Consider the following 25,898-nt stretch of genomic DNA (forward strand, 5'->3'; position numbering starts at 1 on the left):
GTTGCTCCTTAACCGTAGAATTTTTTGTTGTTTGCAGCCATGTCACGCAACATTTGCGGCGCTTCATAAGCCTTACCTAAATACGCATATTTGTCGCACAGCGCTACGTATTCAGCGACACCTGTTTGGTCGATGTAACGGCATGGACCACCACGGAATGGAGGGAAGCCTACACCCATGATCATCGCCATATCTGCTTCAGACGCAGTCGCGACGATGTTGTCTTCTAGGCAACGAACAGTTTCGTTACAGAAAGTCAGCATCATACGGTCAATGATTTCTTGCGCATCAAACTCACGTTTTTCTGCAGTTGCTACAGATGCAACTAGCTCATAAGCCGTTGGATCAACCACTTTGGCTTTTTTGCCTTTACGGTCAAGTTCGTACTTGTAGAAACCAACGTCGTTCTTTTGACCCAAACGTTTTGCTTCATACATAGTTTGGATTGAACCTTTGAAGTCTGGCTTCATACGGTCAGGGAAACCTTCAGCCATTACTTCTGCACCATGAACGCCAGTGTCGATGCCGACAACGTCCATCAAGTATGCAGGGCCCATAGGCCAGCCGAATTTTTCCATTACTTTGTCGATTTGCTGGAAGTCAGCACCGTCTTTAAGTAATAGATCAAATGCACCGAAGTAAGGGAACAATACGCGGTTTACCAGGAAGCCCGGGCAGTCGTTGACAACGATTGGGGTTTTACCCATTTTCTGTGCAAGTACCACAGTTGTTGCAATCGCTTCAGCAGAGGTTTTTTCACCACGAATGACTTCAACCAATGGCATCATGTGTACTGGGTTAAAGAAGTGCATACCCACGAAGTTTTCAGGACGCTGCAGGTTTTCAGCCAAACGTGTGATTGAAATTGTTGAAGTATTTGAAGCAATGATCGTGTTGTCACGAACGTTCTTCTCAGTTTCAGCAAGGACAATGCTTTTCACTTTTGGATTTTCAGTCACCGCTTCAATCACGATGTCCACTTCTTTAAACTCTTCGTAGCTTAAAGTTGGGCGGATGCGCGCAAGGGTTTCACCCATTTGAGCAGGCTTCATTTTCTTGCGTTCAACTTGCTTTGTCAGCAAGCCGTTGGCTTCTTTCATGCCCAAAGCAAGCTGCGGGTTGCCAATATCTTTCATGATGATTGGCGTGCCTTTGCTGGCCGCTTGGTAAGCAATACCGCCGCCCATGATGCCCGCGCCAAGCACAGCCGCTTGGTTTACAGGGTGCGCACCTTTTTCATATTTCTTCGAAGTTTTCTTCACCACTTGGTCGTTGATGAATAAACCGATCAACGCGCCTGCTTGCGGTGTGATTGCTGCTTTAGCGAAACCCTGAGCTTCAACTTTCAATGCTTCGTTACGCGGCAAGCTTGCGCCCGCTTGCAAAGAATCAAGAAGAAGTTTTGGCGCAGGGTATTGCGCAGGATTAGCTTTTGCCAGTACCGCACCTTTTGCTGTATTGAACGCCATCATTTGTTCAAGCGGGTTCAATTTAACTGGATCTAATTTTTCTTGGCGTTTTGCTTTCCAATCTACACGGCCAGCCAGCGCTTGTTTCACCAAGTCAATTGCAGCGTCTTGCAGTTTGTCGGCAGCAACAACCGCATCAACCGCGCCGTCTTTCAGCGCAGCAGCAGGCTTTTTAGGCGCAGCCATTGCCATCCATTCAACCGCGTTGTCGATACCGATCACACGGCTTAAACGGACTGTGCCGCCGAAACCAGGGTAGATGCCCAGCTTGATTTCTGGCAGGCCGACTTGTGCAGCTTCTGACATCACACGATAGTCACACACTAAGCACATTTCAAAGCCGCCGCCCAATGCCATGCCATTGATAGCAGCAACTTTAGGGATGTCTAAATCTTCAAACGCATTGAAGATGTCGTGAACAGGCAATGCCCAATCCACAATCGCTTGTTCGCCTTGAGCGAAGTTTGCGCCAAATTCAGTGATGTCTGCACCTACAATAAATGTAGATTTTGCTGAAGTGACGATTAAACCTTTAATGTCGCCATTTGCTTTAACAGCGTCAATCGCAGCTTTAAAATCTTCAATTGTTGCGCGGTTAAATTTGTTGACCGACTCACCTTGTAAGTCAAAGCGGAATTCTGCAATTCCGTCCGAAAGCATTTGGACGGTAATGGCATTGCCAGCGTGGATCATGCCTGATCTCCTTATTTTGGAGGACTTCTAAGTTGATGTTGTGAAGCGGGTACGCGCTTCCTGCGTACACTTTTTGCCTCGCTAATCTTACGATAACTATATCCAAAAAGAATATAACAAGTTGTATCAAGCCGTGACGCTAGGGTCATTAAAATTTCATAATGAAAATGGCTTATGCGTCGTTCTTTTGGATGCTGTTATAGAAAAATGTGCTGAAGTTAATGTTTCAATTCACATTTTTTAAGTTAAACCATTTTATATATAGAGAAATTGCAAAATTTTTCAAGAAAAATGCACATATATTTTGGGCAGAATGGTCAATTGATCTGGCGCTTCCTGATTTTTGCGTGCCTATATTTATTTTAATAGTGAAATAACGGTTGAAAAAATGCGTTCTTCGGGGTGTTTGTTCTGCGCTTTAAAATTAATCCGCAAAGTTGCATGCCGATTGAAAAATCTTGTATAGAATGAAAACAATAGATGGGGGATCCAATGTACACGTTTAGCTCTAAAAAAGATTGGTGGGTAGCGGCATTTATTGTCTGCATGAGCGGCTTGCTGATTCAGCTGCTGTTGACCATGCAAGCCAAGGGCAGCATTGCGCAATATCCAGTACATACTGCCGTGTATATATTGACGGTGCTGATTTTGTGGTGGCCGTTCAATACGCGCTATCAAATCACGGAAACGCATTTGAATATCCGCAGCATGTTTGTGCGCTGGCGCATTCCATTGGCCGACATTCAGCGCGCCAGTCCGAGTCAGGATTTGTCCGCGGCGCCTGCGCTTTCGATTAAGCGTTTGAAAATCGAATATGTGCAGGAGGGGAAAGCCAAATTTGTGATGGTTTCCCCCAAAAATCAAGCGCAGTTCTGCCAAGCGCTGCAAGCAGGCAATGCCGGCATTCAATATAAAATTTAATGCAAATTTTAACATTGCTATAGCGCTGAAAGCTTCAGAATAAAAAAACCGCATGCGCTGGCAATGTTTTGCCTTATTTGCCCTAAATGTCCGCTGCATTCAAAAAATCAAGAACAAAAGGAGCTGCCAACATGGAACTGGACCCTGCCACAGATTTAAAGATTGAACGCATACTGGATGTGCCGCGCGAAAAAGTATGGGCCTGCTGGACCCAGCCGCAGCACATTCCGCATTTTTTTATTCCGAAACCGCACCGCATTACCGCCTGTGAAATTGATCTGAAAGCCGGCGGCCGCTTTAATACCACCTTTGAAGTGGATGGCCGCCTGATTGAAAATAAGGGCGTGTATCTGGAAGTGACTGACGGCGAAAAACTGGTGTTTACCGATACCTTTACCGAGGGCTGGAAACCTGCAGAAAATCCGTTTATGACCGGGATGATCCTGCTGGAGGATGCCGGCGCAGGACGGACTAAATACACCGCCATTGCGCGGCACCGCAACGCAGAAACCCGCCAGCAGCATGAAGATATGGGGTTTTATATCGGCTGGAATATTGCAATTGATCAGCTTGTGGCGTATGCGAAGACCTTATAAGCGCTGCGCCGCCTCTCGGCTAGGATGCCTCTTGCAGGGCCAGCTGGCCGCTGCGCAGCTCAATGGTAAAATGCATCTGTTCCGGCCGCTGCAGGCAGGCCATGGCCAGAATCGGCTCCAGTTCAGTGCGCATTTTCCGCGCCAGATGCCGCGCGCCATAGCGGATGTCGTGGCCTTGGCAAAAATGCGCTTTGGCGCTGTCCGTTAAAGACACGCTGCGCTTTTGATGCTGCAGGCGCTGATTCAGCTTTTCCAGTTCAATTTCGACCAGTCTCGGCAAGGCATCATTCTGCACAGGCTGATAATGCAGCGTGCGGTCAATGCGGTTGAGAAATTCCGGATCGAATTTGCGTTGCATGACTTTTTCAATGATGCGCTGAGTGGGCACCCGCTTTAAGCATAAAACCTGCATTTTCTGCGGCAGCAGATTCAGTTTGTCCAAATACTGCTGCGCCGCCTGCGCGCCGACATTGCTGGTCATGAAAATCATGCAGTTGCGGAAATCAATGGTTTTGGTGCCTGCGGTCAAGGTCAGTTTGCCGGTATCCAGCACATTCATCAGGCCGCGCAGCACTTCAATCGAAGCTTTTTCCAGCTCATCAAACAAGACAATGCCGGGGCGGGTGTGGCTGCCGGCAATCGCGGCTTCATCAAACAGGCTGTGGCCTTCTTTGGAGCCGACATAGCCCGGAGGCGCGCCGGTAATGGCCGCAGCATAATGCTCCTGCGCCAAGGTATTCATATCAATACGGCAGAAGGCATCGGCGCGGCCATAAATCGCTTCGGCAATCAGGCGCACGGTTTCGGTTTTCCCGACACCGGTCGGGCCGAGCATCAGGGTGACTGAAAGCGGCCGATCAGGGCTGGAAAAATCCGCTTTCACTACATGCAGCATTTTTTCAATTTCGTTCAGCGCGGCATCCTGCCCGATGATGCGCTGTGCTAACGCCTGCATTACGGCCGCCGGTTCAAAATGAAAGCGCGGCTTGCCAATCAGGCGGTCCCGTTCAGATGCGCTATGCGTAGCAGTCGAGGGCTTGATCACATGGACAGCGGGATTGGCGGTGGTCATTCTTCGGATTCCTTGGAGTCAAGCTGAGGCAGCACGCAGTCAGGCATTAATAAAACGGGCATCAAGCAGTTTTTGCAGGCTTTGAGCATAGCAAACTTCAGTTTTTTCAATAATAGCTTTTAGCAATCAAGTTATTGCTGAAATCATGTAGAAATGCCGTTTTGCCTGCTTGAAAATGCGCCGCAAACCATCACATCATAAGGCAGTACAGATGCATCCTAATTGAATGACGAGAAGACAGGCCGCCAGTGAACGAAAACGCGCGTGACAATATTGAAAAAATTTTAGCCAATATGACCACTTTGCCGGGTGTATACCGCATGCTGGGCAAGGACGGCGAGCTGCTGTATGTCGGCAAGGCCAAAAATTTAAAAAACCGCGTGTCCAGCTATTTTGTCAAAACCATTGAGCATCCGAAAACACAGGCGCTGGTGGCGCGCATTTATGATATCGAAACGCTGGTGGTGCGCTCGGAAACCGAAGCGCTGCTGCTGGAGCAGAACCTGATCAAGCTGCATCGTCCGCCGTATAACATCATGCTGCGCGATGACAAATCCTATGTCTATATTTTCATCTCGGCTGATAAGCCTTATCCGCGCATTGCCTCGGGCCGCGGCAAAGGCAAGCATCAGGCCGGCAAGTTTTTTGGGCCGTACCCCAGCGCGTATAACGCCCGCGATACGCTGGTGGTGCTGCAGAAGCTGTTCAATGTGCGCCAATGCGAAAACAGCTATTTTTCCCAGCGCAAGCGGCCTTGCCTGCAGTATCAGATCAAGCGCTGTTCGGGGCCGTGCGTCGGGCTGATTTCACCGGAAGACTACAATGAAGATGTGAAAAACTCGATCCGTTTTCTGCAGGGCGATACCAAGGAGCTGAATCAGCAGCTGATCGCCAAAATGGAAGAAGCCGCCGAAGCTTTGGAGTTTGAAAAAGCGGTGTTTTACCGTGACCGCATGGCGCTGCTGCGCGATGTGCAGTCGCAGCAGGCGATTTATAAAGTTAAAGGCGAGGCGGATATTATCGCCATCGCCTACCATGCGGGCGTGACCTGCGTGCAGATCATGCATGTGCGCAACGGCAAGATGCTCGGCGGCAAGAGCTATTTTCCCGATATGCTGGGCGATGATCTGGCGCAGATGCTGTCCGATTTTATCGCCAACTTCTATTTCCAAGTGGCAGATGAAGTGCCGGCTGAGCTGATTGTGAATGTTGAGCCGGCCAACCGCAAAGAATTGGAAGAAGCGCTGCAGCAGCATTTTGACAAGAAGATTCAAATCAAGAGCAAAGTGCGGGAAACCCGCGCCGAATGGCTGGAGCTGGCGCAGATGAATGTGCAGCATGCAATTAAAGGCAAGCTGGCCAATCATTTTGAGCTGAATGAGCGCTTTCACCAGCTGGAGCAGGTGGCAGGCCGCCCGATTGACAGCATCGAATGCTTTGATATTTCCCACACCATGGGCGAAGCCACCATTGCCTCTTGCGTGGTCTTTGATGCAGGCGGCGCGCGCAAGCGTGATTACCGCCAGTTTGCCATTAACGACATTACCGAAGGCGATGACTATGCCGCGATGCGTCAGGCCTTAACGCGGCGCTATAAAAAGCACATGCTGCCGGATCTGCTGCTGATTGACGGCGGCAAAGGCCAGCTGCATATGGCCATGGAAGTGATGCAGGAACTGGAGCTGGAGGCCTTTATGGTCGGGGTGTCGAAAGGCGAGGGGCGCAAGCCGGGACTGGAAACCCTGCATTTTACTGACGGCACCAAAATCCAGCTGCCTGAAGACCACAAAGCGCTGCATTTGATTCAGCAGGTGCGGGATGAAGCGCACCGCTTTGCCATTACCAAGCACCGCGCCAAACGCGATAAAAAGCGCGGCTCATCTGTGCTGGAAGCGATTCCGGGGCTGGGACCGAAACGCCGCCGCGATTTGCTGACGCATTTTGGCGGCATTCAGGGGGTGCTGAAAGCCTCTGAAAATGATTTGAAAGTAGTGCCGGGCCTAGGCGATGTGATGGCGCGTACGATTTATAAAATCCTGCATGAATAAACTGCTTCGCGCAATGCGGGCAGGCTGAAGCTTTGTACTGAAAATTGAAGCGCTTGGCTAAAATGCTCAATGACGCATGAGTCATTGAGCATTTACAGCAGCCGCCATTGGCATAAAGATAGCGTATCGGCCACCAAGTTGGCGCACAGCAGGGAAGCAGCATGTCTTTAACAGCATTATATGAGCAGATTCAGCAGTCAGAAACGGTGGATATTCCAGAAGGCTGGCTGCAGGGCCGGACCATTTATGGCGGACTGGTGGCGGCCATGCTGATGCAAAAGGCGGTGATTGCTGTTGCGGATACCGGCAAGCGCTTGCTGAGCACCAGTGTGACCTTTGTCGGGCCTGTGCAATTGAGCAGCGCCCGATTGACGGCAGAAATTCTGCGCGAAGGCAAATCGGTAACTACGGTTGAAGTGCGGCTATGGCAGGATGGCGCCGTGCAAAGCATTCTGCTGGCCAGCTTTGGCGCACAGCGCGCATCTTCCATTCAAGTCAATCATGAACGCGCAGCGCCGGATTATCCGCCTGTGGAAAGCCTGCAAATTGCGCAGCACCATCCTTTGGCGCCAGAGTGTTTCAAGCAGATGCAAATGGCCTGGGCGGAAGGCCAGTATCCGTGCACGGGCAGCGCACAGCCGGACTTTGGCGGCTGGTTCCGTTTTGATCCGGCGCTGCATGAAAACCGCGATATGAATGTGGCGGATTTAATGGCGGCTTTCGACATGTGGCCGCCTGGCGTGCTGCCGATGTTTAAAACCATGGCGCCGGCCAGTTCGCTGACGTGGCATTTGACTTATGTGCATCCGCTGCAGAATCAGCTGGAGGACTGGTTTAAATATAAAGTATTTACAGACTATGCCGGAGAGGGCTATTCCACGGAATATGCACATCTCTGGGACGCGCAAGGCAGGCTGATTGCGGTTTCACGGCAGACGGTTACGGTGTTTGCCTAGTGACACTTTCGGCCATTTCGTATAAAGTGAACAGAATTAACGAAGGGTAAATCCTCAATATTTTGTGCATTTACATCGTGCATGAAGGGGAAACATTGGCGGTGTCTATGACTGCAGGTCGAATCCTGAATATTCCTAACATTCTCACTTTGGCGCGTATCGCTTTAATTCCAGTATTTTTGCTTGTGGCATATTGGCCGCCAGTGATGGGCGTAGACGATCATGATGCCAGCATGAACCGGCATATTCTGCTGACGGGGATTTTTGTTGTGGCGGCGGTAACTGACTGGTTTGACGGTTATTTGGCGCGCTCACTTAATCAAACATCTGCATTCGGGCGCTTTTTAGACCCTGTCGCTGATAAGCTGATGGTGGCAACGGCGCTGATCGTGCTGGTGCAGTGGCAGCCGACCATTTCGATGGCTTTTGCGGCCATTGTGATTATTTCCCGCGAAATTACGGTATCCGCTTTGCGTGAATGGATGGCGGAGCTGGGCGCCCGTACCAGCGTAGCGGTATCAACCGTGGGCAAATATAAAACCGCCTTTCAAATGATTGCGATTTCCGTATTTTTGCTGAATTGGCAGCCTCTGGAAATGCTGGCCTATGCCTTGCTGTATACCGCGGTTATTTTAACGCTGTGGTCGATGTTTATTTATTTAAAAGCGGCGTGGCCTTATTTGAAACAGCCTTAATGCGCACAGTTGGTATTTATCAAAGCTCCTGTACAGGGGCTTTTTTATTGGCTGTAGTAATTGAGCTGTTTTAAATAGTGCTATGAAAATCAGGATTGGGATTAAGCGGCAAATTTTGGATAAAAAAATTCCCAGATTTTGGGGGAAATCTGGGAAGAAATCGGGGTATTTATCACTATTATCTGAAGATGTTTCCATCTCCTTGGAACTGATTATAGGAACTTCGAGATTTAAAATCATGTAGGTTCTTGTATTGTAATGTTGCGTTTTATTGAGAAATGTATCGTTTAATTACAGTTCATTAATTTGATACAAAACAATCCGTTTTCTTTCGTCTAACAGCCGGTGGAAAAGTATTTTTTCTAGGCAAAGGGTCAGCATAAGCGGTAGTTTTCATATTTTGGGCTGTAAATGGGCCAGAATTTAGGGTTCAGTTTTGATCTTACAGCGTGGCGTTCTAGAAAAAGAACAGCCCTGATTAAAGCGCTCTTCAAATTAAAGCCTACGCGCACCTTTAGTGCTTGTCTTGCGTAATTTTCAAAGCAGTGCCTTATTTTCTGCTCAGGCACAGCCTTCGCCTTGCGTTCGGGTGGAGCCGTGCTCTAGAGAAAAGAAAAGCTCCAATTCAGGAGCTTTTCAAATTAAAGCCTACGCGCAGCATAGCTGCTCGTCTTGCGGCGTGGCGGAGCAGTGCTCCGCTCAATCACGCCTCAGGCTTTAGCCCTTCGGCTTTTTCCAAAGATTCATCATTGCTGAAGAATTTTTCACGCTGTTCTTCCAGAAACTTTTTCGCATCCGGCTCAAACACATTTAAACGCTTTTCATTGATCAGCGTGGTTTGATGCTTCAGCCATTCCTGCCAAGCTTCTTTTGATACGGTGTCAAACAGTTCTTGACCTTTTGCGCCAGGAAACGGCGCAAAGTCTAAGCCTTCCATCTCTTTTTGATATTTACGGCAAAATACTTGTCGAGACATATCAATACTCCAAATTTAACGTCAAGAAATTAAGCGTAAAGTTTTTCTAAACGCGTATAAGCGCGGGCAATCGCCGCTTCCACTTGCGCCGGCGCAGTGCCGCCAATGTGGTTGCGGGCATTTACTGACGCTTCTAAAGTCAACGCTTTTTCAAAAACATCGGCTTGAATCAGGTCAGAGAACTGCTGCAGCTGTTCCAGAGTCAGTTCAGACAAATCTTTCGACTCTTGCACGCCCAGCGCAACCGCTTTGCCGACAATTTCATGCGCATCACGGAAAGCCACGCCATTTTTAACCAAGTAATCCGCAAGGTCAGTGGCGGTTGAGAAGCCGCGCAGCGCCGCTTCACGCATGATTTCAATGTTTGGCACCAATGCCGGAATCATGTCCGCAAAAGCCATCAATGAACCGCGAACGGTATCAATGGCATCAAACAGCGGCTCTTTGTCTTCTTGGTTGTCTTTGTTGTATGCCAAAGGCTGGCCTTTCATCAGGGTCAGCAGGCTCATCAAATCGCCATAGACACGGCCGGTTTTACCGCGGATCAGCTCAGGCACATCCGGGTTTTTCTTTTGCGGCATGATTGAAGAGCCGGTGCAGAAACGGTCTGGAATGTTGACGAATTTGAACTGCGCCGAGGTCCACAGAATCATTTCTTCAGACATGCGCGATAAATGCATCATGATGAGGGATGCTGCAGCGTTAAATTCGATGCCGAAGTCACGGTCAGACACAGCGTCCAGCGAGTTTTCAGCAACGGCTTCAAAACCTAAAAGTTCAGCCGTGAATGCACGGTCGATCGGATAAGTTGTCCCCGCAAGCGCTGCAGAACCTAGCGGCATGCGGTTAGTGCGTTTGCGGCAGTCAATCAGACGCTCAGAGTCACGCACCAGCATTTCAAACCACGCCATTAAATGGTGGCCAAAAGTCACAGGCTGAGCGGTTTGCAGATGCGTGAAGCCCGGCATAATGGTATTGGTGTTTTTCGCCGCCAAGCCCAAAATGCCTTTTTGCAATTTTTGCAATAATTCTAAAATCGCATCAATTTCATCACGGACATATAAACGGATGTCCGTGGCTACTTGGTCATTGCGGCTGCGGCCGGTATGCAGTTTTTTGCCGGTAATGCCGATCCGCTGAGTCAGGCGGGACTCAATGTTCATGTGCACATCTTCTAAATCAATGCGCCATTCAAAATTGCCCGCTTCAATTTCCGCTTTAATGGTGTTTAAACCATTGATGATGTCATCACGTTCTTGTTCAGTCAGCACGCCAACTTTCGCCAGCATGGTTGCATGCGCAATTGAGCCTGCAATATCTTGTTTATAAAAGCGTTGGTCAAATTGAACAGATGCTGTAAATTCAGCAACAAAAGCATCCGTTGCTTCGGAGAAACGGCCGCCCCACATGCCCGAAGTTTGGGCTTGTGACGGATTTGAGGAATTAGAAGATGTGGTCATGTCGGCTCAATAAGATAAAAAGCAGTAGAACTGGAAAAGAGTATAGCAAATTCGAACCCTGTTGCCGAAGTGCAAGTTCATCAATCTTTTTTGCGCTGAGAGGGGAAAATGGGCGTTTCATTTTTTGACCGCAGATTTAGCCGCTGGCATTATCTTTTAGAACTGCTGACAGCAGGCAATATTTTGGCGCTGGTGCTGGCTTTGGCGCAGGCGCAGTCTTGGCAGAATTTAAGCCTCGGCAGCCTGATGCAGCATATTTTATTTATCAATTGGGTATTGCTGGCATTTGCCGCCATTGTTGAATATTCCGAACAGCGCCTGTCGCCGCTGAACTTGAAGCTGACGCTGTTTTTAGGTTTTCTGCTGCTGCAGGCCATCGTGTCCGTCACCACGCTCAGCCTGAATATTCTGATGTATTTTGGACAAAATTTCAGTTTTGCCGGATTAAGCTGGGGCGCCGTATTTGAGCATGCCGGCATGAATCTCAGCTTTGGCCTGCTGCTGGGGGCTTTCTGTTTCCGCTATTTATATCTGCGCGAGCAGTGGAACCGGCAGCAGCACAGTGAGCTGAATGCGCGGATTCAGGCTATGCAGGCGCGCATCCATCCGCACTTCTTATTCAACAGCCTCAATAGCGCCATCAGTTTAATCAGCATCAATCCGGATAAAGCCGAAGAAATGCTGCTGAATTTGTCACGGCTGTTCCGCGCCAGTTTTCAGGAGCTAAAATTGGTCAGCCTGCAAGAGGAAATTGAACTGAGCAAGCGCTATTTGGCGATTGAGCAGATCCGGCTGGGGGAACGGCTGAAGGTGGAATGGAAATTGGAAAATCCGGAAATGTATTCCCGTGTACAAATTCCGCTGCTAACTTTACAACCTTTAGTGGAAAATAGTATTTTCCATGGAGTTGAAAAAATTCTAACAAAGAGTACGATAAGCATATTGATTGAAATATTGCAAAATCAAGTCAATATAGTCATTACTAACCCATACGCTCAGGATAAAATAACGTTACGTCAAGGACATGGTATTGCGCTTGAAAATGTGCAGCAGCGCCTGAAGGCGTACTATGGGGCATCTGCATCATTTCAAAGCTTTGCAGGCGAAGGGATGTTTACGACTGTAGTGCAATATCGATATAAGTAAAAACAGCGCAGTGAGCCTATAAAAAAAATGATGGCCACTGGTAAGGAGGAGAAATGGACATCCTGATTTGTGATGATGAGCCTCTTGCATTAGAGCGGTTGTCACGCTTAGTTACTCAATTGGGGCATCATGTGTCAGGTACAGCGTCGCATGGTCAGCAGGCGATTGAACTGGTGAAGAGTCTTGAACCGGATGCTGTGCTATTGGATATTCAAATGCCGGAAATGGACGGCTTGACGTGCGCGCAGCATTTGCGCCAGCTGGATCCGATGCCGGCGATTATTTTTTGCACCGCTTATGATCATCATGCATTGGACGCATTCAAATCAAACGCAGAAGGATATTTGCTCAAACCCGTGATGCAGCAGGAACTGCAGCAGGTATTGGATCATTTAATAAAATTAACCCAAGCTCAAATGAGCAGCATAAAACAAAAAGAAATTATGGAAGAACTTAAAGTCAGCCGCCATCAGATCGCGGCCAAAACCTATCGCGGTGTGGAATTGGTTCCGCTGGAAAATGTCTATTATTTTTTAGCCGATCAAAAATACGTGACCGTGCGCCATAAAAACGGCAGTGTTTTAATTGATGAAACGCTGAAAGATCTGGAAACTGAATTTGGCGACCAGTTTATCCGCATTCACCGCAATGCGCTGGTTTCTGTGCATTATCTGGATGGCCTGGAAGTGGTCAGTTCCGGGCAATATCAGGTGCGCTGCCGCGAATTGGACGAGCGTCTGGCTGTCAGCCGCAGGCATTTGCCGAATTTGCGCGACCGGATTCAGAAATTGTAAAACAGCCGCACAGGATAATCGGCGGCGGCAGAAGTGCCGTCATTAAGCTGAAATTTGCTTGCATTTTAATATCAGCAAGATAAGTTTAGAATAATGTTTATTCTGATAGCTGTTTAAAATTTATGAAGACCCTGAAAATCGCAACTCGTCAAAGCCCGCTGGCCCTCTGGCAGGCAGAGCATATTAAAGCCCGTCTGGAAGCACTGCATGCTGACTTGAAGGTTGAGCTGGTGACCTTTGTGACACAGGGCGATAAAATTCTGGATACGCCATTGGCGAAAATCGGCGGTAAAGGCTTGTTTGTTAAAGAGCTGGAGGCCGCTTTAATGGATGGCCGCGCAGATTTGGCGGTGCATTCAATGAAAGATGTGCCGATGGCTTTGCCTGAAGGCCTGACTTTGGCGGTGATCTGCGAGCGTGAAGATCCGCTGGATGCATTTGTTTCGAACCGCTATGCGCATTTCGATGATCTGCCTCAAGGGGCAAAAGTCGGCACATCCAGCCTGCGCCGCAAATGCCAGATTTTAAAACAGCGCCCCGATTTGGAGATTATTGATCTGCGCGGCAATGTCGGCACACGCCTGTCTAAGCTGGATGCCGGGAATTATGATGCAATCATTCTGGCTAGTGCGGGTCTGAAGCGCTTGGGCCTGGCTGAACGCATCCGCCATACATTGGCGCCGGAAGTCAGTTTGCCTGCGGTCGGCCAAGGCGCTTTGGGCCTGGAATGCCGTGACGGCGACCAAGCGGTGCTGGAGCTGATTTTGCCGCTGATGCATGCGGAAACCAATGCCTGCGTCCGTGCGGAGCGCGCATTCAATGCGTATTTGGAAGGCGGCTGCCAAGTGCCGATTGCCGGCTATGCAACACTGCAAAATGATCAAATTCATTTAGAGGGCCGAGTCGGCAGCGTAGATGGCGCCACTTTATTGAAAGCCGTACAAATGGGCGCTGCTGTAGATGCCGAACAGCTGGGCATTGCCTTAGCAAAGGATTTGGTGGCTCAGGGTGCGGATGATCTGCTGAAAGCACTGTATTCATGACATGCTGTTTTTGAATACACGGCCAGCGGATCGGGCCACTCCGTTAAGCCAATTTTTGCAGGCGGCGCAGGTTGATGTGCTGGATCTGCCTTTGCTGGAATTGGTGCCTGTTCCGTGGTCTGAACAGCTGGCGTTGCAGTATGCTGAATTGCCTTCGGTCCAAGTGATTGTTGTGGTGAGTCCATCTGCCGTGCAGTACGGCATGGAGGGCTTGCAGCGCTCCGGCATGGCTTTGGCTGCATTGCAGCATGTTCAGTGGATTGCTGTAGGCGAGGCAACGGCGCAAGCTCTGCAGGCTTATGGCCTGCAGAGCCATGTGCCGGAAGTCGAAACTTCAGAAGGCATGCTGGATTTGCCTGTGCTGCATCAGCTGCCCCGCATGGCCAAAATTGCCTTTTGGCGCGGTGAAGGCGGCTGTCAATTTATGATGGATACGCTGCGCAGTGCAGGGATGGAGCTGCTGAATTTTGTGCTGTACCGGCGCCAATGCCCTGAGCAGGCTTCGAAAATACTTGCAAAAAATCTTGCACGGCTTCAAGCGCAGCAGCGCTATTGTATGCTCGTCACCAGTGAAGCGGGCTGGCTGAATTGGCGCAAGCTGACGGCTGAGCATGCGGATCTGCTGAATCATGCGCATTTTTTGGTTTTAGGCGGGCGCTTATTTCATGTGCTGGAACAAGACCGTCAAATCCACCAGTCTGCATTTTCAATTTCTCAGCTGAATGATCTGCGAAAGGAATCCATTTTAAAGCAAATTGCCGCGGTGCAAGGAACTCGATGAAAAAACTGCTTATCCTCTTCTGTATTTTAGGTGTTCTTTGGATTGCGAAAATCAGTTTCGATGTATATCAGCTGAGCGCAGGGCAAGCTGCGCTGATGCAGCAGCAAAATACGCTGGAACAGCGCAATGCCAGCCTGAATGATCAGCTGGCGGCTTTAAACCGCCAGCTTGGCAAAGCGCAGCCTCAAGCGGCGGAAGAGCAAGGCGCAGCCGCAGCTTCAGTTCAGACCGCAGCGGCGCTGCAGCCAACTGTGCTAATTGCTCAGCAGCTGGATCTGGTGGAATTTGCATTGCAGCAGCAGCAGTACTCATTGGCGCTTGAAAAGCTGAATCAGCTGAATCACAACCTGACAGACTATCCGCTGGCGCCTGCGCTGCAGGCGAGCCTGCATCAAGTGGTCAATAAAGACCGGCAAATGGTGATGCAGCTGGTCAATAGCGCGGCCGAACAGCAAAACAAGGTCAAAGCGGTATTGGATTTGCTGGACCGCGAGCTCAGCAAGGAAATTCAAGCGCAATACCGGCATGCAGAACCGCAGAAGGAAAAATCATTTTGGCAGCGCTGGATTCAAATTGAATCCGTTCAGCAGCCAAGCGCGGTATTAATGCAGCGGTCCATTATTTTAAAAGAAGCGCAGCTGCGTTTGCTGCTGGCGCAGCAGCAGTTGCAGCGCGGCCAATATATTGCATTTCAGCAGGAATTGACTTTAGTCCTTCAGATTTTAAAACAGCTGCCGGATGGCAAAACCCAGCAATTGATTCAGCGGATAAATGAGCTGCAAAAAATTCCAGCCATTGCTGCGCCAAGTTTAAATACACGCGCATTAATCGGATAACGGCATATGAAACAAATTCTACTGGCTTATCTGTTTATCAGCCTGCTGGCTGTTGCATTATTCAGCGTACTGAGCTTTGGTTATGGCGTCGGCTATGTCTATATATACTGGCGCGATTGGCAGATTCAAACCAATATGTGGCTTTTCCTGATTATATTGGCGCTGCTGAGTTTAATCGGGCAATTTATCTGGCTGGGCTTGAAGCGCTATTTAAGCCGCGAGCAGCGTAAGCGTGAGGATATCTTCAATTTCGGCCAGCTGCATCCTTATGAGCAGCTGGCGGTGATTTGGCTGCTGAACGCCGCGCAAGATCAGCGCGAGTTTATTCAGCAGGCATTTACGGAATCCGGCTTGCTGAAAGGCATTATGGATTCCCGCTTATTTTGGCTGCGCCAGCAATATGATGAAGCGCTGCAGTCATTGAATGACGCCAATCCTATGGCATTTGAATTGGCTGAACTGCAGCGGATTGAGGTGTATTTGGCGCAGCAGGACGGCGAAAAAGCTTTGACGCATTTAGAGTTTTTAAATCAGCATGAGCTGTCCCCGTGGCTGAAAAATGTCAGCACAGCTTATGAGCAGCGCTTGACAGCGCTTTGGGGGCAGTTTGCGCTGCAGTTTCCATGGATGTACTTGCGTTCAACCAAATACGGCCATTTGGATGAAAACATGAAGCAGACTTGGCTGGAACAGCTGCTGGCGGCATTTGATCAGGCGGACAGCGAAAGCCTGCAGCTGCTGAAAGAGCGCTATGAAGCTTTAAATGATCAAATCTATAGCCGGACCTTCCATATTAAGGTGCTTTGGCTGAAAGTGCTGGCGCGCATGCCTGAAATGAGCGAGCTGCATGAACAGCTGGCGGTGCATTTGCTGTCGGCGCAGTTTAATCAGGAAGTCTTTTATCTCTGGTTCCAGCAGCAGCTGTTAAAGCAAAATCCTGATTATGATTATATTGAACAGCGCATTAATGCATGGGAAAGCCAGTATCCGGCATTGCCTGTATTCAGTTTTGCAAAATGGCATATTTATATGGCGACTGGGCGCAGCAATGAAGCTGAAGTATTGCTGAATCAGTATCCTGATGATGTGTTGATGAGTTATTTAAGGATTAAATCTAATTTGTCAGGTCAGGAAGATTTGATTAAACAGTTAAATTTAATTTTTGAAAACAATGCAAATTTTGTTGAAATCAAAATATAATGGAAAATAAAAATGAACCAGCTTGCTGATTATCCTGTCATCTATGAGCAAAATGTCGCTTGGGGCGACATGGATGCATTTGGCCATGTGAATAATGTGCAATATTACCGCTATATTGAAAGCGCGCGGATTTGTTATTTTAATGAGCTGGGTATTTTCCAGCAGAATGTTTTTACGGTGGTGGCATCCAGCCAATGCAAATACTTCAGTCCGGTAGTTTATCCTGATCAATTGAAAATAGGCGCGCGGGTTGAAGAGCTGCGAAATAGCGCCATGCGGATGCATTATTTAATATGGAGCGAGCAGCAGCAGAAAATAGCTGCGGAAGGCGAGGCGGTAATTGTCTGTGTTGATCAAGTAAATATGAAGAAAATGGCTATGCCTGATATTATCCGTGAAGGCATTAAAAAAATAGAAATACGGGTTCAGCATGTTATTTAAATTTTATTTTAAAAAAATAATTTGTTTATCTTGTGAAAATATTGTTTTAAATCCTTAAATGGATATTGAATGTTGATATTAATATAAATATGATGGGCGTGTTTAAAACGCAAAAAAATACAAATCAGTTTTTTGGAGTTAATATCATGCCAGACATCAGTAATCTATCTGTTGAAGAACTTAAAAAGCTTCAAGTTGAAGCTGAAGCTTTAATTGCATCTAAAAAAGATCAAGCAATTGAAGATGCTTATAATCAAATTGCAGCGATTGCTGAAAATGTAGGTTTAAGCATTGAACAAATTTTAGAGTTTGGCGCAACGAAGCGTAAAAAAACAACGCGTAAATCTGTAGAGCCCCGCTACCGCAGCAAAGCAAATCCAAATGATACGTGGACTGGCCGCGGCAAACAGCCGCGCTGGCTGGTGGCTGAGCTGGAGAAAGGCGCTAAATTGGAAAGCTTCTTAATTTAATGCCCCGTCATTGAGCTGTCATAAAGACCGTTTAAGTTAAAAAAACCAAGCAATGATGCTTGGTTTTTTTTATCTCTATGAATTGGCTGTGCGGAAAAAGTGTGCATAATGTGGTTATAAAAGAAATTAGATGTATTGGGAAAAAAAATTGAAAGATTGGTTGGGGCGGGATGAGCGATAGGCCAAAACAAATAAAATGGCTGCTGTTCGCAGTCATCATATTTTTAATTTTTGTTATGCTGCAAATTCCAGCGGCATGGCTGATTTCAAAATTTTATAAAAACAATCAATCGCTGCAAAATATCAGCGGCAATATTTGGCGCGGCCAGGCGGATTGGAATCAAGGCCAGCTCAAAGGTTCAATCAGCTGGAAAACCCGGCCCTTAGATTTGCTGCTTTTACGTGCAGGCGCCGATGTTGAAATCCATAGCGGCAATACGCAGCTGCAAGGCATGGTTGGCTACAGCTTGGGTAAAACAGTCATTATTCAGTCTTTCAATGGGCAGATTGCGCCTGAAACCTTAAAATCCATGGCGGATTGGCAATGGCCCAGCAATGCCATTCAGCTGAAAGGCATTGCATTCAAATATAAAAAGCTTCAGGGGTTCAGCCAGGCTGAGGGCCAGCTGCAATGGGCGGGCGGTGAGCTGCTGTATACGTTTGCACAGCGTCAAGACCGCATGAATGTACCTTCGCTGCTGGCCAAGCTGACGGATGATCAAGGCAAGCTGCAGATTGATGTCCGGGATGCGCGGGAACAGAAAATGATGAATTTGCAGCTGGATGCAGAATGGATGCTGGATGTGCAGCTGACGCAGCGCTTGTTGCTGAATATCCCTTCCTATGAAGGCAAAGCCGGTTTGGACACCTATGTCATCAGCAGCCGTCAGCCCTTGCTGAAAGGCGGTTCGCAATGAATGACTGGATGGAAAAGCTGAAGCAGTACAATTGGAAAAATACCGGCCGTTTAGCGCCGGCAGTATTGGCTGTGCTGATCATTTGCCTGTGCTGGAAACTGGCATCGATGCTGTGGCTGCTGCTGGCGCCGCCGCAAGCGATGCAGATGGACCGGGTTGAGCTGGGTTCACAGCAGGCGCAAGTGCCGAATATCAGCTCATTTGCGCTGTTTCAGGAAGCAGGCAGGGCCTCCGGCGCGGATGAAAACTTGAATATGGCCTTGCAGGGCGTTGTTGTTGGCTATCCGAGCCAGTATTCCTCTGCTGTGATTAAGGTCAATGACACGGCTGAGCGCTATCGGGTGGGTGAGATGATCGAAGGCTCTTCCTATACATTGGCGGAAGTCTACTGGGATAAAGTGTTTTTGCGCAGCGGCAATGGCGAGAGGCGCGAGCTGGCGTTCAAAGGGATTGAAAATGGGCTGGATCAGCCGATTGTGCCCAGCAGCAGCGCCAATACGTCAATGAACAATGCTGAACAGCAGCAGAACTCAGGCAGCAGCCAAACGCAAAACGCGCTCGGGCAAGCTGTGCAGCGGATGCAGGAAAACCGGGAGCAGTATATGCAGGAAATGGGCATCAGCTCATCTTCTGGCGGCGGTTTTGAAGTGACAGCGCGGACACCGGCGGCGCTGCGCAATAAATTAGGCTTGCAGCCGGGGGACCGCATTATGACCCTGAATGGTCAAAGCGTGGGTGCCGGCCAAACCGAAGTGCAATTATTAGAACAGGCTCGCCGCGAAGGGCAGGTGAAGCTGGAAGTAAAACGGGGTGATCAAGTGATGACCGTACAGCAGGATTTCAAGTGATGAGTCATCACCAAGCAGGTTAGGAAGCAGAAGAGTTCATGGCTTTATTAAATAATAATCGTCCTATATTCGCAGCATGCGCTTTAGCGCCGCTGATCGCAATGGTCAGCACTGCAAGCTATGCGCAGACTTGGAAAATCAATTTGCGGGATGCAGATTTAACCGCGTTTATTAATGAAGTGGCCGATATTACCGGCAAAAATTTTGCAGTCGATCCGCGAGTGCGCGGCAATGTCACCGTCATCTCCAACAAGCCGCTGAACAAAAGCGAAGTATATGATTTATTTCTAGGGGTGCTGAATGTGAATGGCGTTGTGGCCATTCCTTCGGGCAATACGGTGCGGCTGGTGCCGGACAGCAATGTCAAAAGTTCCGGCATTCCGTATGATGCGCGCCGCCGCGCGACGGGCGACCAAATTGTGACCCGGGTGATCTGGCTGGAAAATACCAATGCCAATGACTTGATTCCTGCGCTGCGCCCGCTGATGCCTCAATTTGCGCATTTATCTGCTGTTGGCGGCACCAATGCCTTAATTGTGTCTGACCGCGCCAGCAATATTTATCAGCTGGAAACCATCATCCGCAATCTGGATGGCACTGGGCAGAATGATATTGAGGCCATTACCCTGCAGTCCAGCCAGGCGGAAGAAATGATCAGCCTGCTGGAGTCGATGACGGCAACGGGCGCATCGAAAGATCTGAAAGGTTCGCGCGTGCGCATTATTGCAGACAACCGCACCAACCGGATTATTATTAAAGGTGATACGCAAACCAGAAAACGCATCCGCCAAACCATTGAAATGCTGGATGTGCCGTCTGCGGACCGTTTAGGCGGCTTAAAAGTTTTCCGCTTGAAATATGCCGGCGCTAAGAATTTGGCGGAAATTCTTCAGGGCTTGGTGAGCGGGCAGTCCGTTTCATCGTCGTCTAATCAATCCGGCTCATCAAACTCATCGTCTAGTGCTAGCAATAACAGCGCCATCAGCAATTTATTGAACAATTCAAACAGCGGCAATTCTTCATCAGGCTCTGCTGCTGGGATTAATTTAAATTCAGGCTCTAACCGTTCCAGTGACAATGCCATCAGCAGCTTCAGCGCGAATGGGGTCAGCATTATTGCTGATACTTCACAAAATTCGCTGCTGGTCAAAGCTGATCCGCAACTGATGCGGGAGATTGAAGCGGCGGTTCAGCAGCTGGATATCCGCCGTGAGCAGGTGCTGATTGAAGCGGCGATTATTGAAGTCGAAGGCAGCGATACAGATCAGCTGGGCGTACAGTGGGCGCTGGGGGATTTAAGCAGCGGCATTGGCCTGATTAATTTTGACAATATCGGTTCGAGTTTAAAAAATATTGCCGCAGGCTATTTGACGGGCGGCGCAGCGGGTGCGGGCAGCGCGATCGGCACAGGCACATCGCTGGTGCTGGGGGATTATAAAGAAAGCGCAGACGGTTCGCGCAAGCTGTATGGCGCCATGATTCAGGCGCTGAAAGAAAAAACCAAATCCAATTTGCTGTCTACGCCGTCTATTTTAACCATGGACAATGAAGAGGCTTATATTGTGGTGGGTGAAAACGTGCCCTTTGTGACGGGTTCGGTTTCAACAACGTCATCAGGCACAGCCAATCCCTATACCACCATTGAGCGCAAAGATGTCGGTGTAACCTTAAAAGTCATTCCTCATATTGGTGAAGGCGGTTCTGTGCGCTTAGAGGTGGAGCAGGAAGTCTCTAATGTGAAGAAGACCAAAGGCGAAGCGTCCGATCTAGTCACCAGCAAGCGCGCCATTAAGACTTCGATTTTGGCGGAGCATGGGCAGATTATTGTGCTGGGCGGCTTGATCTCTGATGATACGGCCTATACGCGGCAATCGGTTCCGGGCTTGGGCGCGATTCCGGGCCTGGGCCGCTTGTTCCGCTCAGACGGCAAGTCCAATGTGAAGCGCAATTTGCTGATTTTCATCCATCCGACCATTGTGGGCGATGGCAAAGACGTGCGCAAGCTGTCGCAGCAGCGCTACAGCCAGCTGTACAGCCTGCAATTGGCGCTGGATGATGACGGCAACTTTGCTAAATTGCCGGAAAATGTTGAAGACCTGTATCAGCAGCGGATTCCGGTTTCAAAGACGCCGGTCAATCCGCCGAAACCGGTTTATCAGAATGTGCCGTCAGGCGGTGTACAGCCTCAGCCGGCTGTCACAACGCCTGCAGCAATCGAGCCGCCAATACAGCGTCAAACCGCGCCAGTACGTTCAGAGTCGCAAGCCGCGCCTGTTCAGCCCGTGGCGGTTCCTGCTAAACCCGCTGCTGCTGCACAAGCATCTGCGCCCGCACAGAAAAAGGCCGCTCCGGTTAAAGCGCCCGCAGAAGTTAAAGCGCAAGCTTCAGCTTTGCCTGCTAAGCCTTATGAAACCATCCGCTTAACGCCGGACAATATGCAGGATTATTTGGGCGCGGCTGCGGTCATGAAAAAAGCCGCCGGCTGTGATCATGGTTCAGGATATTCAATATGCTATGATAATCAAAAATCGCAATAGGGCAGGCTGCTATGACTTGGAAATTACAAGCAATTACTGGTGAACACACTGGACAGGAAATCAGTATCGATCGAGATATGCTGGTGGGCCGTCATCAGAGTGCAGATATCGTTCTGCCGCAAGCTGAAATTTCCCGCAAGCATGCAGCTTTTCATTTAAAAGAGCAGGTGCTGTGGGTTCAGGATTTAAATTCATCGAATGGCACATTTGTGAATGATGCGCGCATTGAAAATGAAGCGCTGTTAAAAGAAGGCGATATTGTGCAGTTTGCAGGCTTGAAATTTTCAGTGCTGCAGCCTGCTCAGGCTGTGGAGCTTTCTGAAGGCTCTGCGCCAGCGCCGCAGGCCGAACCGCCTGTTCAGCCAGCTGAAGCTGTTGCTGTGTCGGAAACCGCGCAAGCGGAAGCGCAAGAAAAAACCGCTGCGCAGCAAATGAATGATCAGGGCATGCCTGCGCTGACTGAGCGCCATGAAGGGGTGCAGCTGAGCCGTGACGGCATGCCGCAGAATGTTGCTGTGCCGAAGCCGGCGCCTATCCCAGAAGGCACGGATATCAGTGCAGTGAAGCCTGAACCTGCGTCTATTCCTGTAGAACAGCCGGAAACACGTGTGGCGCAGGAAAAAGAGCAGCAGAAGAATGCGTCAGTGGGCTTGATGAGCTTGATTGTCATTATTATTTTAGCGGTTGCGGCGTGGCTATTTTTTAAATAAGCCTTGCTGCGGCAGCAATCAGGGCATGCAATCGCATGCCTTTGTTGTTTAATCGGCAGTATTTTGTCTGTAAAAGTAGAGGCTGAGAGTGTGATGTTGAATGTGAATCTGGCGGAAAAGCAGCTGATTTTGTTTGATTTGGATGGGACATTGGTGGATTCCGCGGCGGATCTGTTCCGCGCCATGAATATGAGCCTGAATGCTTTGCAGCTCCCGCTGGTGACTGAAGCGCAAGTGCGCGTGTGGATCGGCAAGGGCACCTCGATTTTTTGCCGCAGCGTGCTGGAGCATTTAACCGGCGAGGTGGATGCCGCGCAGCATCAATTGCTGCTGGCGACTTTTTTGAACATCTATAATGCGGACCCTTGTGTGGAAACTCAGCTGTTTGACGGCATTCAAGCATTTTTAGACTGGGCGAAGGCGCAGGGAAAAACCTTGATTTGCGTAACCAATAAGCCTGAAGTGCCCGCGCGGATGATTGTGGATGAATTGGGGCTGGCGGGCTATTTTGCTGATGTGATTGGCGGAGACCGTTTTGAAGAGCGTAAGCCGCATCCGCGCCAGCTGCTGCATTGCGCAGACTATTATCAGGCGGAAAAATCGCAAATGCTGATGGTGGGTGACTCATCGAATGATGTCGAGGCGGCGCGCCGTGCGGGTATTGATTGTATTGTGGTCAGCTATGGCTATAATCATGGGGAAAATATTCAAGATTGCCGGCCGCAGCGCGTGGTTGACGATCTTCGGGAATTGCTTGCGTAATACAGTGCATTGAAGGAATAAACATGAGCAGCAAAATGGTTTTTCGATGGCGAAACTCAGTCCAGCAAATAAACAAAACTGAATAAAGCCAATTGAGATATAGAGAAACCAGATGACTACGCAAAACCAATTCAATGCTTTAAAAGCGCAAGGCTATAACTTGATCCCGGTGTACCGCCAGCGTTTGGCGGATACCGAAACGCCGCTCTCCGTCTTTGCCCGCCTCAAAGCGCATAAACAGGCGTATCTGTTTGAGTCCGTCGAGGGCGGCGAAAACTGGGCGCGCTACTCCATTATCGGCCTCGGCGAATCCACGGTCTTTTCCTGCAATGCCGGCGTGTTGAGCGTGCAGAATGCAGACGGCACCGTGGAACGGCAGCCATGCGCAGATCCATTTCAGTATATCCGTGATTTTCAGGCGCAGTACCGTGTGCCGACGCAGCAGGATCTTCCTGCCTTGCCGAGCTTTACCGGCGGCTTGGTGGGCTACTTTGGCTATGACGCTGTGCGCTATATCGAGCCGCGTCTAAGCAATGTGCCTGAAGCGGATCCTGTCGGCTTGCCGGATATCTGGATGATGCTGTCGAAAACAGTAATCGTGTTTGATAATTTGAAAGACACGCTGTTTTTGATTGTGCATGCGGATTCCAGCGATGCAGAAGCTTATGCTAAAGCGCAAGCGCAATTGGATGCGCTCGAAGCGTTGCTCGCAACACCGGTTGTGCTGCAAGCGGCAAAACACAGTGCGCCGCATTTTGAATCGCTGACCGGGCATGACAACTTCATTGACTCCATTGCCAAAGTCAAAGAGTACATTAAAGCCGGTGATGTGATGCAGGTGGTGCCGGGCCACCGCATGGTCTCTGATTTTGATGGTGATCCGCTGCAGGTTTACCGCGCGCTGCGCCATTTGAACCCGTCGCCGTATTTGTTCTTGGTGCAGGGGCAGACTTTAGAAAACAATACGCCTTTCCATATTGTAGGTTCTTCGCCGGAAATTCTCTCCCGTCTGGAAAACGGCATTGCCACGGTACGCCCATTGGCAGGCACGCGTCCGCGCGGCAAAACCAAAGAAGAAGATCTGGCTTTGGAGCAGGACCTGCTGTCGGATGAAAAAGAAATCGCAGAGCATTTAATGCTGATTGATTTGGGCCGCAATGATGTGGGGCGCGTATCAAAAATCGGTAAAGTTCAAGTGACTGATCAAATGGTGATCGAACGCTATTCGCATGTCATGCATATTGTGTCCAATGTGCAGGGCGAAGTGCGTGATGATATCGATGCTTTGGATGTTTTTAAGGCGACATTCCCCGCAGGAACGCTTTCAGGCGCACCGAAAATCCGCGCCATGGAAATTATTGACGAAGTCGAGCCGGTAAAACGCGGTATTTTTGGCGGCGCTGTCGGTTATTTAGGCTGGCATGGCGAAATGGACATGTCGATTGCCATCCGCACCTGTGTCATCCGTGAAAATAAGGTTTATGTGCAGGCCGGAGCAGGGGTGGTTTATGACTCAAATCCTGAATCTGAGTGGAATGAAACCCAAATAAAAGCTCGCGCAGTGATCAAAGCGGTTGAATTATCATCAAACGGATTGATTTTATAAGTTTTTGACGATTTTTTTGAAAAAAACACTTGCATGGTTTCAGAGTTTTGCTAAACTGCACACCGTTCCGATACGAAACGTACGAAACACTAAGAAACGCCGGCATAGCTCAGTTGGTAGAGCAACTGACTTGTAATCAGTAGGTCCACAGTTCGAATCCGTGTGCCGGCACCATCTTAGAGAGTTGAGTAAGCGAAGTAAAGAACGACACTGAAAGTAAGTGTGAAATGGTGAGATTCCCGAGCGGTCAAAGGGAACAGACTGTAACTCTGTCGCGTAAGCTTCGAAGGTTCGAATCCTTCTCTCACCACCATTAACTTCGATTGAAGTGGTTATACCAACATTGTGCGGGAGTAGCTCAGTTGGTAGAGCGGCAGCCTTCCAAGCTGCATGTCGCGAGTTCGATCCTCGTCTCCCGCTCCATCGAAGATGATTTGCTCTTATAGCTCAGTGGTAGAGCACTCCCTTGGTAAGGGAGAGGTCTCGAGTTCAAATCTCGATAAGAGCTCCAGATTACAGTTTAGTAGATTATCTACAAAGTTTTTAGAAAGCAGGCTTATTAGTCTGCTTTTCAAGTATTTGGTGTCTGATTTTTTAGACGATGTGTCGATACTGAGTTGTTTTGACTGTGTTCGACGTAAACGAGGAAAATAAACATGGCTAAGGCTAAGTTTGAACGTAATAAGCCGCACGTTAACGTGGGCACAATCGGTCACGTTGACCATGGTAAAACGACTTTAACAGCTGCGATCGCAACTGTTTGTGCTAAAAAATTCGGCGGTGAAGCGCGTGACTACGCAGCGATTGACTCTGCTCCAGAAGAAAAAGCACGTGGTATTACAATTAATACTTCACACGTAGAATACGATTCTCCAATCCGTCACTACGCTCACGTAGACTGCCCGGGCCACGCCGATTATG

General features: G+C 49.1%; 22 protein-coding genes, 4 tRNA genes and 2 pseudogenes. 24 read left to right on the forward strand and 4 right to left on the reverse strand.

Translation table 11 applies throughout. The features are described from left to right. Window positions 1-8: 8 nt before the first annotated feature. Window positions 9-2,162, reverse strand: coding sequence for a fatty acid oxidation complex subunit alpha FadB (fadB, locus tag ACE3T3_RS06700; protein ID WP_374665276.1), 2,154 nt, complete (start codon window positions 2,160-2,162; stop codon window positions 9-11). Window positions 2,163-2,654: 492 nt separating this feature from the next. Between fadB and ACE3T3_RS06705 the strand changes: the two genes are divergently transcribed. Together ACE3T3_RS06705 and ACE3T3_RS06710 are read left to right on the forward strand one after the other, a co-directional pair. Then, the gene (locus ACE3T3_RS06705; protein ID WP_374665320.1) at window positions 2,655-3,083 is read left to right on the forward strand and encodes a PH domain-containing protein; all 429 of its coding nucleotides are present in this window, start codon (window positions 2,655-2,657) and stop codon (window positions 3,081-3,083) included. A gap of 131 nt (window positions 3,084-3,214) precedes the next feature. After that, the gene (locus ACE3T3_RS06710) at window positions 3,215-3,679 is read left to right on the forward strand and encodes an SRPBCC family protein (protein WP_374665277.1); all 465 of its coding nucleotides are present in this window, start codon (window positions 3,215-3,217) and stop codon (window positions 3,677-3,679) included. Window positions 3,680-3,698: 19 nt separating this feature from the next. Here the strand turns inward: ACE3T3_RS06710 and ACE3T3_RS06715 are convergent, their stop codons facing one another. Further along, the gene (locus ACE3T3_RS06715) at window positions 3,699-4,751 is read right to left on the reverse strand and encodes an AAA family ATPase (protein ID WP_374665279.1); all 1,053 of its coding nucleotides are present in this window, start codon (window positions 4,749-4,751) and stop codon (window positions 3,699-3,701) included. Window positions 4,752-4,999: 248 nt separating this feature from the next. Here ACE3T3_RS06715 and uvrC point away from each other — a divergent pair, with 248 nt between their 5' ends. The 3 genes from uvrC (at window position 5,000) to pgsA (ending at window position 8,450) form a co-directional block, all read left to right on the forward strand. Next, window positions 5,000-6,799 (forward strand): excinuclease ABC subunit UvrC, encoded by a 1,800-nt coding sequence (uvrC, locus tag ACE3T3_RS06720; protein ID WP_374665281.1) that lies wholly within the window; start codon window positions 5,000-5,002, stop codon window positions 6,797-6,799. A 161-nt stretch (window positions 6,800-6,960) separates the two neighbouring features. After that, the gene (locus ACE3T3_RS06725) at window positions 6,961-7,755 is read left to right on the forward strand and encodes a thioesterase family protein (RefSeq protein WP_374665283.1); all 795 of its coding nucleotides are present in this window, start codon (window positions 6,961-6,963) and stop codon (window positions 7,753-7,755) included. Window positions 7,756-7,862: 107 nt separating this feature from the next. Further along, the gene (gene pgsA, locus ACE3T3_RS06730) at window positions 7,863-8,450 is read left to right on the forward strand and encodes a CDP-diacylglycerol--glycerol-3-phosphate 3-phosphatidyltransferase (RefSeq protein WP_374665285.1); all 588 of its coding nucleotides are present in this window, start codon (window positions 7,863-7,865) and stop codon (window positions 8,448-8,450) included. Window positions 8,451-9,153: 703 nt separating this feature from the next. Here pgsA and ACE3T3_RS06735 read toward each other — a convergent pair. Continuing rightward, window positions 9,154-9,426 carry an oxidative damage protection protein gene (locus ACE3T3_RS06735; RefSeq protein ID WP_374665287.1) on the reverse strand — a complete coding sequence of 91 codons (273 nt, stop codon included), beginning with the start codon at window positions 9,424-9,426 and terminating at the stop codon, window positions 9,154-9,156. Between the two features lie 29 nt (window positions 9,427-9,455). Further along, window positions 9,456-10,886, reverse strand: a complete 1,431-nt coding sequence (gene argH, locus ACE3T3_RS06740) for an argininosuccinate lyase (protein WP_374665289.1) — start codon at window positions 10,884-10,886, stop codon at window positions 9,456-9,458. On the opposite strand from argH, the pseudogene ACE3T3_RS06745 reads away from it, so the two are divergent. The 19 genes and pseudogenes from ACE3T3_RS06745 to ACE3T3_RS06835 all read left to right on the forward strand — a co-directional run. After that, a pseudogene (locus tag ACE3T3_RS06745) lies at window positions 10,877-12,032 on the forward strand (sensor histidine kinase). The gene argH and the pseudogene ACE3T3_RS06745 sit on opposite strands and share 10 nt — an antisense overlap. Window positions 12,033-12,085: 53 nt before the next feature. After that, window positions 12,086-12,826, forward strand: a complete 741-nt coding sequence (locus ACE3T3_RS06750) for a LytR/AlgR family response regulator transcription factor (RefSeq protein WP_374665291.1) — start codon at window positions 12,086-12,088, stop codon at window positions 12,824-12,826. A gap of 122 nt (window positions 12,827-12,948) precedes the next feature. After that, window positions 12,949-13,869: a hydroxymethylbilane synthase gene (gene hemC / locus ACE3T3_RS06755; RefSeq protein ID WP_374665293.1), complete on the forward strand. Its 921-nt coding sequence runs from the start codon at window positions 12,949-12,951 to the stop codon at window positions 13,867-13,869. Between the two features lies 1 nt (window position 13,870). Then, on the forward strand, window positions 13,871-14,650 hold the full coding sequence (locus tag ACE3T3_RS06760; RefSeq protein WP_374665295.1) for a uroporphyrinogen-III synthase: 780 nt from the start codon (window positions 13,871-13,873) through the stop codon (window positions 14,648-14,650). Continuing rightward, on the forward strand, window positions 14,647-15,486 hold the full coding sequence (locus tag ACE3T3_RS06765) for a hypothetical protein (RefSeq protein WP_374665296.1): 840 nt from the start codon (window positions 14,647-14,649) through the stop codon (window positions 15,484-15,486). The genes ACE3T3_RS06760 and ACE3T3_RS06765 overlap by 4 nt, the downstream gene beginning before the upstream one ends. A gap of 6 nt (window positions 15,487-15,492) precedes the next feature. After that, window positions 15,493-16,686: a heme biosynthesis protein HemY gene (locus ACE3T3_RS06770; RefSeq protein ID WP_374665298.1), complete on the forward strand. Its 1,194-nt coding sequence runs from the start codon at window positions 15,493-15,495 to the stop codon at window positions 16,684-16,686. Between the two features lie 12 nt (window positions 16,687-16,698). Continuing rightward, complete coding sequence (locus ACE3T3_RS06775; RefSeq protein ID WP_374665300.1) at window positions 16,699-17,127, forward strand: acyl-CoA thioesterase; 429 nt, start codon at window positions 16,699-16,701, stop codon at window positions 17,125-17,127. 143 nt (window positions 17,128-17,270) lie between these two features. Then, window positions 17,271-17,597, forward strand: coding sequence for an H-NS family nucleoid-associated regulatory protein (locus tag ACE3T3_RS06780; RefSeq protein WP_374665322.1), 327 nt, complete (start codon window positions 17,271-17,273; stop codon window positions 17,595-17,597). A 170-nt stretch (window positions 17,598-17,767) separates the two neighbouring features. Further along, the gene (gene gspN, locus ACE3T3_RS06785; RefSeq protein WP_374665302.1) at window positions 17,768-18,514 is read left to right on the forward strand and encodes a type II secretion system protein N; all 747 of its coding nucleotides are present in this window, start codon (window positions 17,768-17,770) and stop codon (window positions 18,512-18,514) included. Then, on the forward strand, window positions 18,511-19,362 hold the full coding sequence (locus ACE3T3_RS06790) for a type II secretion system protein N (RefSeq protein ID WP_374665304.1): 852 nt from the start codon (window positions 18,511-18,513) through the stop codon (window positions 19,360-19,362). Before gspN ends, ACE3T3_RS06790 begins: the two co-directional genes overlap by 4 nt. A gap of 38 nt (window positions 19,363-19,400) precedes the next feature. Continuing rightward, window positions 19,401-21,602: pseudogene (gspD, locus tag ACE3T3_RS06795) on the forward strand (type II secretion system secretin GspD); the annotation flags it as partial. Between the two features lie 308 nt (window positions 21,603-21,910). Further along, entirely contained in the window at window positions 21,911-22,609 is a 699-nt protein-coding gene (locus ACE3T3_RS06800) for an FHA domain-containing protein (protein ID WP_374665306.1), read from the forward strand. 93 nt (window positions 22,610-22,702) lie between these two features. Next, on the forward strand, window positions 22,703-23,371 hold the full coding sequence (locus ACE3T3_RS06805; RefSeq protein WP_374665308.1) for a phosphoglycolate phosphatase: 669 nt from the start codon (window positions 22,703-22,705) through the stop codon (window positions 23,369-23,371). A gap of 112 nt (window positions 23,372-23,483) precedes the next feature. Continuing rightward, on the forward strand, window positions 23,484-24,977 hold the full coding sequence (gene trpE, locus ACE3T3_RS06810; RefSeq protein WP_374665310.1) for an anthranilate synthase component I: 1,494 nt from the start codon (window positions 23,484-23,486) through the stop codon (window positions 24,975-24,977). 98 nt (window positions 24,978-25,075) lie between these two features. Then, a tRNA-Thr gene (locus tag ACE3T3_RS06815) sits at window positions 25,076-25,151 on the forward strand. Window positions 25,152-25,206: 55 nt separating this feature from the next. After that, a tRNA-Tyr gene (locus tag ACE3T3_RS06820) sits at window positions 25,207-25,290 on the forward strand. 34 nt (window positions 25,291-25,324) lie between these two features. Continuing rightward, window positions 25,325-25,400 (forward strand) — tRNA-Gly (locus tag ACE3T3_RS06825). 13 nt (window positions 25,401-25,413) lie between these two features. Continuing rightward, a tRNA-Thr gene (locus tag ACE3T3_RS06830) sits at window positions 25,414-25,488 on the forward strand. 145 nt (window positions 25,489-25,633) lie between these two features. Then, window positions 25,634-25,898: GTP-binding protein (locus tag ACE3T3_RS06835; RefSeq protein WP_374665312.1), on the forward strand; the 265-nt coding region annotated here is incomplete at its 3' end.

The sequence above is a fragment of the Acinetobacter sp. genome (genome assembly GCF_041919735.1).
In the GTDB taxonomy this organism is placed as follows: domain Bacteria; phylum Pseudomonadota; class Gammaproteobacteria; order Pseudomonadales; family Moraxellaceae; genus Acinetobacter.

Excerpts from the sequence above, each read along its gene's own strand:
- fadB (WP_374665276.1), bottom strand. The coding sequence starts at position 2,162 with ATGATCCACGCTGGCAATGCCATTACCGTCCAAATGCTTTCGGACGGA.
- ACE3T3_RS06705 (WP_374665320.1), top strand. The coding sequence starts at position 2,655 with ATGTACACGTTTAGCTCTAAAAAAGATTGGTGGGTAGCGGCATTTATT.
- ACE3T3_RS06710 (WP_374665277.1), top strand. The coding sequence starts at position 3,215 with ATGGAACTGGACCCTGCCACAGATTTAAAGATTGAACGCATACTGGAT.
- ACE3T3_RS06715 (WP_374665279.1), bottom strand. The coding sequence starts at position 4,751 with ATGACCACCGCCAATCCCGCTGTCCATGTGATCAAGCCCTCGACTGCT.
- ACE3T3_RS06725 (WP_374665283.1), top strand. The coding sequence starts at position 6,961 with ATGTCTTTAACAGCATTATATGAGCAGATTCAGCAGTCAGAAACGGTG.
- pgsA (WP_374665285.1), top strand. The coding sequence starts at position 7,863 with ATGACTGCAGGTCGAATCCTGAATATTCCTAACATTCTCACTTTGGCG.
- ACE3T3_RS06735 (WP_374665287.1), bottom strand. The coding sequence starts at position 9,426 with ATGTCTCGACAAGTATTTTGCCGTAAATATCAAAAAGAGATGGAAGGC.
- argH (WP_374665289.1), bottom strand. The coding sequence starts at position 10,886 with ATGACCACATCTTCTAATTCCTCAAATCCGTCACAAGCCCAAACTTCG.
- ACE3T3_RS06750 (WP_374665291.1), top strand. The coding sequence starts at position 12,086 with ATGGACATCCTGATTTGTGATGATGAGCCTCTTGCATTAGAGCGGTTG.
- hemC (WP_374665293.1), top strand. The coding sequence starts at position 12,949 with ATGAAGACCCTGAAAATCGCAACTCGTCAAAGCCCGCTGGCCCTCTGG.
- ACE3T3_RS06760 (WP_374665295.1), top strand. The coding sequence starts at position 13,871 with ATGCTGTTTTTGAATACACGGCCAGCGGATCGGGCCACTCCGTTAAGC.
- ACE3T3_RS06765 (WP_374665296.1), top strand. The coding sequence starts at position 14,647 with ATGAAAAAACTGCTTATCCTCTTCTGTATTTTAGGTGTTCTTTGGATT.
- ACE3T3_RS06770 (WP_374665298.1), top strand. The coding sequence starts at position 15,493 with ATGAAACAAATTCTACTGGCTTATCTGTTTATCAGCCTGCTGGCTGTT.
- ACE3T3_RS06775 (WP_374665300.1), top strand. The coding sequence starts at position 16,699 with ATGAACCAGCTTGCTGATTATCCTGTCATCTATGAGCAAAATGTCGCT.
- gspN (WP_374665302.1), top strand. The coding sequence starts at position 17,768 with ATGAGCGATAGGCCAAAACAAATAAAATGGCTGCTGTTCGCAGTCATC.
- ACE3T3_RS06790 (WP_374665304.1), top strand. The coding sequence starts at position 18,511 with ATGAATGACTGGATGGAAAAGCTGAAGCAGTACAATTGGAAAAATACC.
- ACE3T3_RS06800 (WP_374665306.1), top strand. The coding sequence starts at position 21,911 with ATGACTTGGAAATTACAAGCAATTACTGGTGAACACACTGGACAGGAA.
- ACE3T3_RS06805 (WP_374665308.1), top strand. The coding sequence starts at position 22,703 with ATGTTGAATGTGAATCTGGCGGAAAAGCAGCTGATTTTGTTTGATTTG.
- trpE (WP_374665310.1), top strand. The coding sequence starts at position 23,484 with ATGACTACGCAAAACCAATTCAATGCTTTAAAAGCGCAAGGCTATAAC.